This window comes from Cronobacter sakazakii (assembly GCF_000982825.1).
GTDB classification, from domain to species: Bacteria; Pseudomonadota; Gammaproteobacteria; order Enterobacterales; family Enterobacteriaceae; genus Cronobacter; species Cronobacter sakazakii.
This window is the reverse complement of sequence record NZ_CP011047.1, coordinates 1,445,540-1,458,878: the sequence shown is the minus strand read 5'-3', so window position 1 is coordinate 1,458,878 and position 13,339 is coordinate 1,445,540. Positions and strand designations below refer to the sequence as shown.

12 protein-coding genes are annotated in these 13,339 nt (G+C 57.1%); 3 read left to right on the top strand and 9 right to left on the bottom strand.

Annotated features, from left to right (window positions below):
- Positions 1 to 59: 59 nt before the first annotated feature.
- Positions 60 to 575, top strand: coding sequence for a zinc uptake transcriptional repressor Zur (gene zur / locus CSK29544_RS06830; protein WP_007871399.1), 516 nt, complete (start codon positions 60 to 62; stop codon positions 573 to 575).
- A 79-nt stretch (positions 576 to 654) separates the two neighbouring features.
- On the opposite strand, the gene CSK29544_RS06825 is transcribed toward zur, so the two are convergent.
- The 4 genes from CSK29544_RS06825 to CSK29544_RS06810 all read right to left on the bottom strand — a co-directional run bounded on the left by CSK29544_RS06825 (position 655) and on the right by CSK29544_RS06810 (position 3,590).
- Positions 655 to 864, bottom strand: coding sequence for a CsbD family protein (locus CSK29544_RS06825; RefSeq protein ID WP_004388591.1), 210 nt, complete (start codon positions 862 to 864; stop codon positions 655 to 657).
- A 207-nt stretch (positions 865 to 1,071) separates the two neighbouring features.
- Positions 1,072 to 2,379 carry an MATE family efflux transporter DinF gene (gene dinF, locus CSK29544_RS06820; protein WP_029039410.1) on the bottom strand — a complete coding sequence of 436 codons (1,308 nt, stop codon included), beginning with the start codon at positions 2,377 to 2,379 and terminating at the stop codon, positions 1,072 to 1,074.
- 125 nt (positions 2,380 to 2,504) lie between these two features.
- Positions 2,505 to 3,113, bottom strand: a complete 609-nt coding sequence (lexA, locus tag CSK29544_RS06815; RefSeq protein WP_007888886.1) for a transcriptional repressor LexA — start codon at positions 3,111 to 3,113, stop codon at positions 2,505 to 2,507.
- A gap of 108 nt (positions 3,114 to 3,221) precedes the next feature.
- Positions 3,222 to 3,590: a diacylglycerol kinase gene (locus CSK29544_RS06810; protein WP_004388588.1), complete on the bottom strand. Its 369-nt coding sequence runs from the start codon at positions 3,588 to 3,590 to the stop codon at positions 3,222 to 3,224.
- Between the two features lie 132 nt (positions 3,591 to 3,722).
- Between CSK29544_RS06810 and plsB the strand changes: the two genes are divergently transcribed.
- Positions 3,723 to 6,149: a glycerol-3-phosphate 1-O-acyltransferase PlsB gene (gene plsB / locus CSK29544_RS06805; RefSeq protein ID WP_038860620.1), complete on the top strand. Its 2,427-nt coding sequence runs from the start codon at positions 3,723 to 3,725 to the stop codon at positions 6,147 to 6,149.
- A gap of 281 nt (positions 6,150 to 6,430) precedes the next feature.
- Here the strand turns inward: plsB and ubiA are convergent, their stop codons facing one another.
- From ubiA to malK, 5 genes are all read right to left on the bottom strand, one after another.
- Positions 6,431 to 7,303, bottom strand: a complete 873-nt coding sequence (ubiA, locus tag CSK29544_RS06800; protein WP_007888881.1) for a 4-hydroxybenzoate octaprenyltransferase — start codon at positions 7,301 to 7,303, stop codon at positions 6,431 to 6,433.
- Positions 7,303 to 7,812, bottom strand: coding sequence for a chorismate lyase (ubiC, locus tag CSK29544_RS06795; protein ID WP_004388585.1), 510 nt, complete (start codon positions 7,810 to 7,812; stop codon positions 7,303 to 7,305). Before ubiC ends, ubiA begins: the two co-directional genes overlap by 1 nt.
- Before the next feature lie 182 nt (positions 7,813 to 7,994).
- Positions 7,995 to 8,936, bottom strand: a complete 942-nt coding sequence (malM, locus tag CSK29544_RS06790; RefSeq protein ID WP_007888880.1) for a maltose operon protein MalM — start codon at positions 8,934 to 8,936, stop codon at positions 7,995 to 7,997.
- A 124-nt stretch (positions 8,937 to 9,060) separates the two neighbouring features.
- Entirely contained in the window at positions 9,061 to 10,407 is a 1,347-nt protein-coding gene (locus CSK29544_RS06785; protein WP_007888874.1) for a maltoporin, read from the bottom strand.
- A gap of 43 nt (positions 10,408 to 10,450) precedes the next feature.
- Positions 10,451 to 11,560, bottom strand: a complete 1,110-nt coding sequence (malK, locus tag CSK29544_RS06780; protein ID WP_004387536.1) for a maltose/maltodextrin ABC transporter ATP-binding protein MalK — start codon at positions 11,558 to 11,560, stop codon at positions 10,451 to 10,453.
- A 369-nt stretch (positions 11,561 to 11,929) separates the two neighbouring features.
- Between malK and malE the strand changes: the two genes are divergently transcribed.
- Complete coding sequence (gene malE, locus CSK29544_RS06775; protein ID WP_004387535.1) at positions 11,930 to 13,120, top strand: maltose/maltodextrin ABC transporter substrate-binding protein MalE; 1,191 nt, start codon at positions 11,930 to 11,932, stop codon at positions 13,118 to 13,120.
- Positions 13,121 to 13,339: the final 219 nt, after the last annotated feature.

The following is a 13,339-nucleotide window of genomic DNA, read 5'->3' as shown; positions in this document are numbered from 1 at the left end:
GGTGTTTCAGCCAGTTCATGATAAAGTGATGACATCAACACGATTCATAGAGGATGCCGATGGATACGACGATTTCGCAGGAAGTTCTGGCGCAGGCTGAAAAGCTCTGCCAGCAACGTAATGTGCGCCTGACTCCGCAGCGCCTCGAAGTGCTGCGCCTGATGACCATCCAGCCGGGCGCGATAAGCGCTTATGATCTGCTCGATTTATTACGCGAAAGCGAACCGCAGGCGAAACCGCCCACCGTTTACCGCGCGCTTGATTTTCTGCTGGAGCAGGGGTTCGTGCATAAGGTGGAGTCCACCAATAGCTATGTGCTGTGCCACTTATTTGATAACCCGGCGCATACTTCCGCGATGTTTATCTGCGACAGATGCGGCGTGGTAAAAGAAGAGGCAGCGGAAGGTGTGGAAGATATTATGCATGCGCTGGCAGCCAGAATGGGCTTTGCGCTGCGTCATAACGTGATTGAAGCGCATGGGCTGTGTGCGGCGTGTGCAGAAGTTGAGGCGTGTCGCCATCAGGGACAGTGTGGTCACGACCACAGCATTACGGTGAAAAAGAAAGGACGTTGAATCAGGTTGGGTGGTACATCCTTGTACCGGTGGGCAGGGCAGCCTCAGAGGGAAAATACCGTTTGAGGTGGTGGCCCGATTACCAGCGGTAATCGTGGCGGCTTTCCCAGTCAGTCACTTCCTTGTCGGCTTCATCTTTCGCGTAACCGTAACGTTCCTGGATTTTACCTACCAGTTGGTCACGTTTCCCTTCGATGATGGTCATATCATCGTCGGTTAATTTACCCCATTGCTCTTTCACTTTACCTTTAAACTGTTTCCAGTTACCGCCAGCTTCATCTCTGTTCATAGACGTCTCCTTAACATTCGGTAGTGAATCAGTCTCACAGGTTTTCCTGTGGGGGTTCAGCCCGAGTCATCTTCATCATTTGCTGAACGTACTACTCATTTTAGACGTCAATTTTAACCCTGGCGGGATATTCAGAATCTTTAACCATAACGAAGCGCTGACACCGACAAATTTTCTTTTACTGTTGAGGCGCTGTATCAGAGATATTCAGTGCAAAAGACGCCCCCGGCGCCATAAATAGCCGAGCGACAACCCACGCAGCGCCAGGAAAACGGTGAGCGCCAGCCACAGGCCGTGGTTGCCAAGCTCTGGCAAGGTGAGCAGCGTCAGGCCAAAACCGAGCGCCGCGACGGCCATGCTGTTACGCATCTCCGCCCCGCGCGTCGCGCCGATAAACATACCATCCAGCAGATAACACCAGACGCCGACCACCGGCAGGATGGCCTGCCAGAAGAGATAGGGCTTCGCCAGCGCCTGAAGCGAAGGTAATGACGTGAGCAGTGACACAATGTACTGCCCCGCCACGGCATACAGCAGCGCGAACGCCAGCGCCACCATCCCTGCTTGTCGGCATGCCGCGCGCCAGACGCTGCTCAGCTGCGATTTATCCTGCGCGCCGAAGGCCTGCCCGGCATGGGCTTCTACGGCATAGGCGAAGCCATCAAGCGCATAGGCGGTGAAGGTCAGGAGTGTCATCAGAATGGCGTTCACCGCGACGATATCGCTGCCGAGCCGTGCGCCAAACACCGTGATGGAACCGAAGCAGAGTTGCAACAGCAGCGAGCGCAGCATGATGTCGCGGTTAAGCGCAAGCAGCCTGCCAACGCCGCCGCGCCACGCGGTTTTCAGCATCGAAAGGGTAATACCGCGCAGGCGCAGCACGCGGGCCGCCATCACAAGACCGATACCAAGCGTCGCGTACTCTGCCAGCGCCGTCGCCAGCGCCGCGCCCTGGACGTTAAGGCCAAGCCCCATCACGAACCAGAGATCGAGCACGATATTAAGCAGATTGCCGACCACCAGCAGGATCACCGGCGCGCGGGAGTACTGCACCCCTAACAGCCAGCCAAGCAACACCAGATTAGCGAGCGAGGCGGGCGCACTGAGCCAGCGGATTTCGAGAAACCGTCGGGCCTGCGTCAGCACCGCGTCGCTGCCGCCGGTAACATGCAGCGCCAGCTGTATCAGCGGCTCGCGCAGGGCGATGATCAGCACGCCGGCAATCAGCGCCAGCGCCATAGGTTGCACCAGGGCGCGGGCCAGCGCTACCGGATCGCGCGCGCCAAACGCCTGCGCGGTTAGCCCGGTGGTGCTCATGCGTAAAAAGAGCAGCAGCATAAACAGGAAACTGGTGGCGGTAGCGCCCACCGCGACGCCGCCCAGATAGACGGGGCTGTCGAGATGACCAATAACGGCGGTATCCACCAGGCCTAAGAGCGGCACGGTGATATTTGAGAAAATCATTGGCAGCGCGAGGCGCCAGAGAGCTTTATCGGTAGAAGTGAGAAAGGGCATATGGCGTTCCGATGCCGTTACGCGAAGATGAAAAAATATGCAGTCTTTAGCAGACGGGAGAGGTCATTACCGTAACCGGGGCGGGCCAGTTACGGTAATGCGGCGTCAGTGAGCCGGAAAAGGGCTCAGAGCCATTCGCCGTTGCGGATAACGCCGACCGCCAGACCTTCGATAGAGAAGTTATGCTCGCGCAGATCCACAACGATCGGTTTAAACTCGCTGTTTTCCGGCAGCAGCTCAACGGTATTACCCTGTTTTTTCAGGCGTTTTACCGTTACTTCATCATCAATGCGCGCGACGACGACCTGGCCGTTACGCACATCCTGCGTTTTATGAACCGCCAGCAGATCGCCGTCCATAATTCCGATATCTTTCATCGACATCCCGCTTACACGCAGCAGAAAATCGGCGTTTGGCTTAAACAGGCCAGGATCAACCTGATAATGCCCTTCGATATGTTGCTGAGCCAGCAGCGGTTCACCCGCCGCCACACGCCCTATCAGCGGCAGCCCGTTTTCTTCTTCCTGCAACAGACGAATACCGCGCGACGCGCCGGAGACAATCTCAATCACCCCTTTACGCGCCAGCGCTTTAAGGTGCTCTTCCGCCGCGTTCGGCGAACGGAAACCCAGACGTTGCGCGATTTCCGCACGCGTAGGCGGCATGCCGGTCTGGCTGATGTGATCCCGAATGAGATCAAACACCTCTTGTTGCCTGGTAGTTAATGCTTTCATTCCGCCCCCTGGGTGCATATACAGTGATGCTGTGAGTATATACAGCTAAAGGTGATTTTAAAACCATAACCGGTTAAAAAAGCGCTTCTTTCGCGATTTCTGGAAAACTTATCGCAAATGCTGCCAGAGCAGCGTGACCCACACGACCAGCGCGAGGATAATCGACAGCAGAACGGCGGCGGAGCCCATATCTTTGGCGCGGCCTGAAAGCTCATGAAATTCAGGGCCGATGCGATCTACCACCGCTTCGATGGCGCTGTTGAGAATTTCGACAATCATTACCAGCGTAACGGAGCCAATCAGCAGCACGCGCGTGATCGGATCGACATCCAGCCAGCAGGCGATAAGAATAGCCGCTATCACGGCGACCCCTTCCTGGCGGAACGCCGCTTCATTTTTCCAGGCGGCGCGTAATCCCTTCCAGGAATAGCCGGCAGCGTTAATAATTCGGGTTAACCCCGTGGTGTTATTGGCCATGACAAGAAACCTTTTTTAAATTCAGGCGTCAATGCTAATGCGCTTCGATAAAGAAGCACCACAGAAATTCTACGGAGTTTCTGATATTCTTGCGCCGCAATTGCATTATTAACCAGAGGCTTTACATCGTTTATGTCCGGTTGGCCACGAATTTACTACAAATTACTTAATTTACCATTAAGCGTGCTGGTAAAAAGCAAGTCCATCCCGGCGGCGCCCTGCCCCGAACTTGGGCTCGATACGTCACGCCCTATCATGTATGTGTTGCCGTATAACTCGAAGGCGGATCTCCTGACGCTACGCGCGCAGTGCCTGGAGCACGATCTGCCCGATCCGCTGGATCCGCTGGTCATCGACGGCACCGAATTGCCGCGCTATGTGTTTATCCATGGCGGCCCCCGCGTGTTCACCTACTACACGCCGAAAGAAGAATCGATCAAACTGTTCCACAATTATCTCGATCTGCACCGCAGCAACCCGGATCTCGATGTCCAGATGGTGCCGGTGTCGGTTATGTTTGGCCGCTCACCAGGCCGCGAAAAAGGCGAGGAAAACCCGCCGCTGCGCATGCTGAACGGCATTCAGAAATTCTTCGCGGTCTCGTGGCTTGGCCGCGACAGCTTTGTGCGCTTCTCACCGCCCGTATCGCTGCGCCGTATGGCGACCGAGCACGGCACCGACAAGCGTATCGCCCAGAAACTGGCCCGCGTGGCGCGCATGCACTTCGCCCGCCAGCGCCTCGCCGCCGTCGGCCCGCGCCTGCCTGCGCGCCAGGATCTCTTTAATAAACTGCTCTCGTCAAAAGCGATTGCCCGCGCCGTCGAAGACGAGGCGCGCACTAAAAAAATCTCGCACGAGAAAGCCCAGCAGAATGCTGTCGCGTTGATGGAAGAGATCGCCGCCGACTTCTCCTACGAGGCGATTCGTATTACCGATCGCGTGCTTGGTTTCACCTGGAACCGCCTCTACCAGGGCATTAACGTGCATAACGCCGAGCGTGTGCGCCAGCTTGCGCACGACGGCCACGAAATTGTCTATGTGCCCTGCCACCGCAGCCATATGGACTATCTGCTACTCTCGTATGTGCTCTATCATCAGGGGCTTGTGCCACCGCATATCGCCGCGGGCATCAACCTGAACTTCTGGCCCGCCGGGCCGATTTTCCGCCGTCTGGGCGCGTTCTTTATCCGCCGCACCTTTAAGGGTAATAAGCTTTATTCGACGGTGTTTCGCGAATATCTCGGCGAACTTTTCAGCCGTGGCTATTCGGTGGAATATTTCGTGGAAGGCGGGCGTTCACGTACTGGCCGTCTGCTTGACCCGAAAACCGGCACGCTCTCCATGACCATTCAGGCCATGCTGCGCGGCGGCACCCGCCCGATTACGCTGGTGCCGATTTACATCGGTTATGAGCACGTGATGGAAGTGGGCACGTACGCCAAAGAGCTGCGCGGCGCCACCAAAGAGAAAGAGAGCCTGCTGCAGATGCTGCGCGGCTTAAGCAAACTGCGTAATCTCGGTCAGGGTTATGTGAACTTCGGTGAACCATTGCCGCTGATGACCTTCCTGAACCAGCACGTACCGGAGTGGCGCGATGCTATCGATCCTATCGAAGCGGTACGCCCGGCGTGGCTGACCCCGACGGTCAACGAGATTGCCGCCCAGCTGATGGTGCGTATCAACAACGCGGGCGCGGCTAACGCCATGAACCTCTGTTGTACCGCGCTGTTGGCCTCGCGCCAGCGTTCGTTAACGCGCGAGCAGTTAACCGAACAGCTTGATTGCTACCTGAGCCTGCTGCGTAACGTGCCTTACGCCGCAGACGCCACGGTGCCGGATGCCACGGCGACGCAGCTCATTGAGCACGCGCTGCAGATGAATAAGTTTGAAGTCGAGAAAGACACCATCGGCGACATCATCGTGCTGCCGCGTGAACAAGCGGTGCTGATGACTTACTACCGCAATAACATCATGCATATGCTGGTGCTGCCTTCACTTATCGCGGCTATCGTCACCCAGCATCGTCGCATCAGCCGTGAGGCGGTGCAGCAGCAGGTAGAACTGTTGTTCCCGATGCTGAAGACGGAGCTGTTCCTGCGCTGGGAGAAAGAAGAAGTGCCAGCGGTGGTTGACGCGCTGGTAAACGAGCTGGCCCAACAGGGGCTGATCCTTGCTGACGACGAATGGCTGCAGGTGAACCCGGCGCGCTCCCGCACGCTGCAGTTGCTTGCCGCTGGCGTGCGCGAAACGCTGCAACGCTACGCGATTACCTTCTGGCTGCTGAGCGCCAATCCGTCCATCAACCGCGGTACGCTTGAGAAAGAGAGCCGCACGGTGGCGCAGCGTCTTTCCGTACTGCACGGCATTAACGCGCCGGAGTTCTTCGATAAAGCGGTGTTCTCAACGCTGGTGCTGACGCTGCGTGATGAAGGCTATATCAGCGATACGGGCGATGCCGAACCGGCGGAAACTATGAAGGTTTACCAGATGCTGGCAGAGCTGATGACCTCCGATGTGAGGCTGACTATCGAGAGCGCGGCGGCACAAGCGGGCGCGTGACAGGGTCTGGTCACTGACAGTAAAAAGGCGGGGAAACCCGCCTTTTTTATTGGCGAAAAACAGGGGTAATGGCTGATAACAATGCGAGTGGTGGGTGTGCTTCGCTTACCCACCCTACAGAATTAGCCCCGGCTGGCATGCCTTTAACACGGCGGGTGCGCTGCGCTTACCCACTCTACTCATAACCTTGCTCGCCGAAAAAATGTAGGGCGGGTAAGCGTAGCGCACCCGCCGTCACTCCACCGCCGCTAATAACAAAAAAGCGGGTTTCCCCGCTTTTATCAGAACTTCAGATAACTTAGCGCCAGGCCGATAAACACCAGCAATCCCACGTAGTTATTATTCAAAAACGCGCGGAAACAGGCGTCGCGATCGCGCCCGGCGATGATTTTTTGCTGCCAGATAAACAGCACGCCCGCGCCTGCGAGACCGGCATAGTAAAACGCCCCGAGACCGTTCAGCCAGCCGACTGTGCCAAGCAGCGCCAGCACGGCTATCTGCAGCAGTCCGATTATCAGCTTGTCGTGACGCCCGAAGAGGATGGCTGTCGACTTCACGCCGATTTTCACATCGTCGTCCCGATCGACCATTGCATATTCCGTGTCATACGCCACCGCCCAGCAGATATTGGCGAAAAACATCAGCCAGCAGCTTAACGGCAGCGACTCGCTCACCGCGCAAAACGCCATGGGAATCGACCAGCCAAACGCCGCGCCCAGCACCACCTGCGGCAGATGGGTATAGCGCTTCATAAACGGATACATCCAGGCCAGCGCCAGCGCCGCCACAGAGAGCAGAATGGTTTTCACATTCAGCGTCAGCACCAGCAAAAACGACAGCAGCACCAGGATGACGAACAGGTTTCGCGCCTCTTTTTCGGTGACATCGCCGCTTGGCAGAGGCCGGTGCGCGGTGCGCTTCACGTGCCCGTCAAATTTGCGGTCGGCGTAATCATTCACCACGCAGCCTGCGGCACGCATCAGCCAGACGCCCGCCACAAATACCGCGAGTATCCACAGCGGCGGCACGCCGGGCGATGCCACCCAGAGCGCCCACAGCGTCGGCCAGAGCAGCAGCAACGCGCCGATCGGCTTATCGGTGCGCATCAGGCGGTGATAGGCGAGCAGCTTATTCTGCGTCAGGCTCCACTCCATTATTTTTCCTCTCCGTACAAGGGTGATGCAGGTAAAAACAGTTCAGTCAGCAGCAGCGGTTTGCCGGAAAGCCTCAGCAGAGAGCGGCGTCCCCAGAGTTCGTCGCTGCGGCCCGGCTGGATAAAATCACGCGTGAGGGTGGATGAGGTAAACAGATAACGGCCCAGCGGCGTGGTACCGAGCTGCTGCAACGCCAGCTCCGGCCCACAAAGTGTAGACTCCGGCACCAGCGTGCGCCCAACCAGCCACGGCACGCCGTCGCCGCACAGCAGGATTTCGCGCAGCCAGTAGCGCGGCTCATCAGGCAAAAACTCGCCCTCTTCCTCCAGCGCCTCGGGGCCGACAAAGCCCTCAAACAGCATGTCGACCGTCACGCGCTCGCAAAAGCCTTCGAAACGGCGGGTCATGGAATCTTCCAGCATCAGCCAGTCGAGCAGCGAACTATCAAGCGTGCTGATATCGTCAAAAAAGGACAACGCGCGCAGTTGTCTCAGCGCGGGATGGGACATGCGTGACTCTCCGGGGCCAAAAGTGGACGTATTGTAACGCAGAACCAGCAAAACGGGGGCGGGGAAACAAGGAGTACGAACAAAAGCGCAACATGGGTGCAACAGGACGGCATGCTGCGCCAGGAAAAAAGGTGCGCGCAAGCGCACCAGGTGTTGCAAACATCAGCAGCGTGGGGAGACAGTCACCCCTTGCCTTTTACGCTGCTGATAAAAGTCTTACGTGCCGTAGTGGAGCCGAGACGCTCCGCTTCATCCAACAGTTTCAGCGCTTTATCGACATCGCCTTTCGCGACCGCCTCTTTAATGGCGCGGTTGAAATAGGCTTCGGTGTCGTTAAGCACCGGCTCGCGCTTCGCGGCAGGAGCGGGCGCAGCCGCCGGTGCGGCAGGCGCTTGCGCGGTATAGGCCGTGGCTGGTGCTGCGGTGTTGCCGACCGTCACAGACGACGGGCCAGAAGAACCAAACAGCGGGCCGACCAGAACGCTGGAAGAGGAGTTCGTGCTTACTTTCAGTTTAAGCTTGCCGTCAGGCGTGTGGCGCGCCACCGGATCGGCGATATCTGGCACAGCGTTACCCACGCCTTTGGCGTATGCCTTCGCCGGGTTGGTCATGGTGGTGGTCTTCTGCAGATCCTGCGGCGTGGTGAAAACCAGCAGGTACAGTTTCTGCTGCCCCAGCGCAGGGGTCAGCTTGATAACCCCTTCGAGGCGGTCTTCAGAGACCACGCCCGGCTCCTGATAGGTAAAGTAATTGCTCGGGAAGTACGCGGCAGGCGTTAAGTTTTGATCCAGCACCAGCACGTTCGGGGCATAAATACCGGTCTGTTTGTTCGCAAGGCTGGTGAGCGTAATGGTTAATTCGCCGATATTGGCCGGCACACTATACGCGGCGACTTTACCGCTAATGCCCGGTACGTTGAGGGTTTGCCCCACGGCGGCGAGATCGGTGGTCTGGGTTTGCGACTGCGCGACGGGCGTCCAGGTCAGGCGCTGTAATTCACCGGCCGGAATGGATGGTGCAGCGGCAGTGTTCTGCGGCACGATATTCACATCAGCGAAGCTGACGGCGGGCAGGCCTGCGAGCAGCCCTGCGCTTAAGCATAATGCGACGAGACGTTTTTTCATTTTTTATTACCTCGGGTGGAGAGGGAAACGGTAGCCAGGCAATAGCGCGCTTCCCGCAAATCTGTACTTTTCAATGAGGGTTAAGAGGGGCTTTCGCCCCTCTTGTTACAACACTAACGCGTGATTACCACCAGATTTCCATCTGGGCACCGAAGGTCCACTCATCATTGTCGCCACGGCCGAAGCTGCCGCCGTTAAAGCCATCTTTAACGGCGTAGCCATAGTTGGCGTTGTTGCTCGGGTTACCCGTTTTGTCATAACCCCATTTTTCATCCCACTTGGCGTAGGTTGCGAAGACGCGCAGCGCCGGGCGAGACCAGATGCTGTCGCCTGCCTGCCACTGTTGCGCCAGGGTGATTTTGTACTGGTTGTTGGTTTCGTCAGTACGCTGGGATTTCACGTTGTCATAGCCAACTTCCAGCAGGGTGCTCATGATAGGCGTCCATTTGAACATCGGGCGTACACCCACGGTCCACCAGCGGGTGCCGTTGTTGTTATCCCAGTCGATGTCCTGATACATACCGACATACATCATGTCCCAGCGATCGCCCATAGAAATTGAGCCGTGATCGATTAAACGCAGCATGTGGCCGTTGTTGTTCTGAGCATACGCAAACTTAGGATCGGTATCGCTGATGCCAATGCCAGAGCCCTGAGACAGCCCTTTGCCCTGAGAGGTCAGCGCATCTGTCGCATACTGAACCACAAATTTGTTGAAGCCAGTACCGATGGTCTGAACGTGCTCAGCGGTGAACATCCAGCCGTCTTTGGTCGCATCGTCAGCCAGATAGTAGTCGTCACGCGCGTTGGCACGGCCATAGTCCACACCCAGCTCCAGCGTGCCGCCCGGGTTCACTTCCAGGCTGCCTAAACGTACGTCAAAGACGTCGTTAGCCGTGCTCTTGTTGTAATCATAAATGCTGTCGCTCTGGAAAGTCGCAGAACCGCCAGCTTCAGAGGAACGGGTTGCCGCAACAGAGAGCTTACCAAAGCCCAGATCGACGTTTTCAATACCTGCGCCCGGGCCGGAAATATCCCAGTAGTAGAAGTCGATCATGTGAACGTCGTGACGCTGATAGAAGCGTTTACCGGCCCAGATGGTTGAACCCGGCAGGGCGTCAATCAGGTTTTTACCCTGAACGTTAGCTTCACGGAACGCCGGGCTGGTGGCTTCCCAGTCATTTTGCTGAGCAACGGAGTACGCTACGTTAGTATCGAAGTAGAAGCTCTTATCGCCCTCTTTCCATACTTCCTGGCCTAATTTAAGTTCCGCATAGGTTTCACATTCGTTACCCAGACGGTATTTAGCGCCGGCACCGGTCGCCTGGAAGCACTGCTGTTCGCCGCCACTGCCGGTCCAGCCGATGCCGGAACGGGCATAACCTTTGAAGTCCACAGCCGAGGCCTGAGCGGCGAAAATGCCCGCCATCACGGCCACAGCCAGAGGGAGTTTACGCAGAGTTATCATCATTCTATCTCCTGAGATCATTGCTTTTCTTTGTAAGCGGGGGCGCTTAAACGCCCGGCTCTTTATGCAACCGACGACAGGCGGTGCCATCTTCCCGAAAAAGATGACAACGCTCCGGCGGCAAGCCGATAGCGAATGTGGCGCCCTCTTCTACCAGCACGACGTCATTCTGGCGGTAGACCAGGTTCTGACGCAGCGCAGGGATTTGGATATGAATCTGAGTTTCATGACCTAACTGTTCGACCACCTGCACCTCGCCTTCCAGCGTCACATCGGCGATATCACTCGGCAGGAGGTGTTCGGGGCGAATGCCAAGAGACATATTGGCACCCACCTGAACATGGGTACTTTCTACCGGCAGCCAGACCAGCTGGCGGTTCGGCAGCTCCACCTGCACCTGATCGATAGCGGTGGCGGTGACTTTCACCGGCAGGAAGTTCATTTTCGGCGAGCCGATAAAGCCCGCGACGAAGCGATCTGCCGGGTAGTGATAAAGCTCCAGCGGCTTGCCCACCTGGGCGACGCGGCCCGCGTCCAGCACCACGATTTTGTCGGCGAGCGTCATCGCTTCGACCTGATCGTGGGTGACGTAAATCATGGTGCGCTTAAGGCGCTTGTGAAGACGGGAGATCTCAATACGCATCTGCACGCGCAGCGCGGCGTCGAGGTTTGAGAGCGGCTCATCGAGCAGGAATACGGAAGGCTCCGCCACCAGCGTACGGCCAATCGCCACACGCTGACGCTGACCGCCGGAGAGCGCTTTCGGACGACGATCCAGCAGGTGCGCCAGTTGCAGCACTTCCGCCACCTGAGTGACGCGCTGGTTGATGGTTTCTTTGCGAGCGCCTGCCAGCTTCAGGCCGAAAGACATGTTTTCAGCCACGGACAGATGCGGATAGAGCGCGTAAGACTGAAACACCATCCCCACGCCGCGCTCGGCGGGCGGCACGTCGTTCATACGCTTGCCGCCGATATGCAAATCGCCGCTGGTGATGGTCTCAAGCCCGGCAATCATACGCAGCAGCGTGGATTTTCCGCAGCCCGACGGCCCGACAAATACGACAAACTCGCCTTCGGTGATATCGAGATTGATATCCTTTGATACCACCACATCGCCCCAGGCTTTTGTTACGTTGCGAAGCTGAACGCCTGCCATTCCCTTCTCCCTTGTCTACTTCACCCGCTTGCCGCGGGAAAAACACGTTGACGGCACTATGCGCCTTACGCGAGGGCGAGCCATCCTCCACCCCCGCCTTTTTTATGGGGGAGGAGACGGGAGGATGAGGGGTTGTCAGCCGTCCTGCGGCCGGGCGGCTCGCGGCGATTTTCGTGATGTAACCGGCAAAAAACGCAGCGGTTTTCTGTGCGCGAGGCCACAGAAAATCCACTTATGTTATGCAGATCACACTACGAGGCGGTGGGGCGTAGAGGAAAGGAGGATGAGAAGCGCTTGTCAGATGCCCAGACTGTTACACGTAAAGCCAACACGTGTATCCACGCGCAAACCACTAAAAGGATAGGAGTTATGAAAATTAAAAGCGGCGTACGCCTCCTCGCCCTCTCAGCGCTGACGACGGCGCTCTTTTCTGCCTCTGCTCTGGCCAAGATTGAAGAAGGTAAGCTGGTTATCTGGATCAACGGCGACAAAGGCTATAACGGCCTGGCCGAAGTGGGTAAGAAGTTTGAACAAGACACCGGCATCAAAGTGACCGTTGAGCACCCGGATAAACTCGAAGAGAAATATCCGCAGGTGGCCGCGACCGGCGACGGTCCGGACATTATTTTCTGGGCGCACGACCGTTTTGGCGGCTACGCACAGTCTGGCCTGCTGGCGGAAATCACGCCGGAGAAAGCGTTCCAGGACAAACTTTACCCGTTCACGTGGGATGCGGTGCGCTATAACGGCAAAATCATTGCTTACCCGGTTGCCGTGGAGTCGCTGTCGCTGATTTACAACAAAGACCTGGTACCGAACCCGCCGAAAACCTGGGAAGAGATCCCGAAACTCGATAAAGAACTGAAGGCGAAAGGCAAGAGCGCGCTGATGTTCAACCTGCAGGAGCCGTACTTCACGTGGCCGATTATTGCCGCTGACGGCGGTTACGCCTTTAAGTTTGAAAACGGCAAGTATGACGTGAAAAACGTCGGCGTGGATACCGCGGGCGCGAAAGCGGGCCTGAACTTCCTGGTTCAGCTTATCAAAGATAAACATATGAACGCCGACACCGATTATTCCATCGCGGAAGCGGCGTTTAACAAAGGCGAAACCGCCATGACCATCAACGGTCCGTGGGCGTGGGCCAACATCGATAAGAGCAAAGTCAATTACGGCGTGGCGCAGCTGCCAACCTTCAAAGGCAAGCCGTCTAAACCGTTCGTGGGCGTGCTGAGCGCAGGTATTAACGCCGCCAGCCCGAACAAAGAGCTGGCGAAAGAGTTCCTGGAAAACTACCTGCTGACCGACCAGGGTCTGGAAGCGGTAAATAAAGACAAGCCGCTGGGTGCCGTCGCGCTGAAATCTTACCAGGAGAAACTGGAGAAAGATCCGCGCATCGCCGCCACCATGGCGAACGCGAAAACCGGTGAAATTATGCCTAACGTGCCGCAAATGTCCGCATTCTGGTATGCCGTACGTACCGCCGTCATCAACGCCGTAACCGGTCGTCAGACCGTGGACGCCGCATTGAAAGACGCGCAGGGCCGTATTGCGAAGTAACGGTTGTTAATGGCGGGTGCGCGTTGCTTACCCGCCCTACAACACCATTCTCAGAGAGTTACGGTGGGTAAGCGCAGCGCACCCACGAACACCATGTAGGGTGGGTAAGCGAAGCGCACCCACAAACACCATGTAGGGTGGGTAAGCGAAGCGCACCCACAAACACCATGTAGGGTGGGTAAGCGAAGCGCACCCACAAACACCATGTAGGGTGGGTAA

Bases quoted from the DNA above. Each gene is read 5' to 3' on its own strand.
- lexA (WP_007888886.1), bottom strand. From the start codon at position 3,113: ATGAAAGCATTAACTACCAGGCAACAAGAGGTGTTTGATCTCATTCGG.
- ubiA (WP_007888881.1), bottom strand. From the start codon at position 7,303: ATGGAGTGGAGCCTGACGCAGAATAAGCTGCTCGCCTATCACCGCCTG.
- dinF (WP_029039410.1), bottom strand. From the start codon at position 2,379: ATGCCCTTTCTCACTTCTACCGATAAAGCTCTCTGGCGCCTCGCGCTG.
- ubiC (WP_004388585.1), bottom strand. From the start codon at position 7,812: ATGTCCCATCCCGCGCTGAGACAACTGCGCGCGTTGTCCTTTTTTGAC.
- zur (WP_007871399.1), top strand. From the start codon at position 60: ATGGATACGACGATTTCGCAGGAAGTTCTGGCGCAGGCTGAAAAGCTC.
- CSK29544_RS06825 (WP_004388591.1), bottom strand. From the start codon at position 864: ATGAACAGAGATGAAGCTGGCGGTAACTGGAAACAGTTTAAAGGTAAA.
- malE (WP_004387535.1), top strand. From the start codon at position 11,930: ATGAAAATTAAAAGCGGCGTACGCCTCCTCGCCCTCTCAGCGCTGACG.
- plsB (WP_038860620.1), top strand. From the start codon at position 3,723: ATGTCCGGTTGGCCACGAATTTACTACAAATTACTTAATTTACCATTA.
- CSK29544_RS06810 (WP_004388588.1), bottom strand. From the start codon at position 3,590: ATGGCCAATAACACCACGGGGTTAACCCGAATTATTAACGCTGCCGGC.
- malK (WP_004387536.1), bottom strand. From the start codon at position 11,560: ATGGCAGGCGTTCAGCTTCGCAACGTAACAAAAGCCTGGGGCGATGTG.
- malM (WP_007888880.1), bottom strand. From the start codon at position 8,936: ATGAAAAAACGTCTCGTCGCATTATGCTTAAGCGCAGGGCTGCTCGCA.
- CSK29544_RS06785 (WP_007888874.1), bottom strand. From the start codon at position 10,407: ATGATGATAACTCTGCGTAAACTCCCTCTGGCTGTGGCCGTGATGGCG.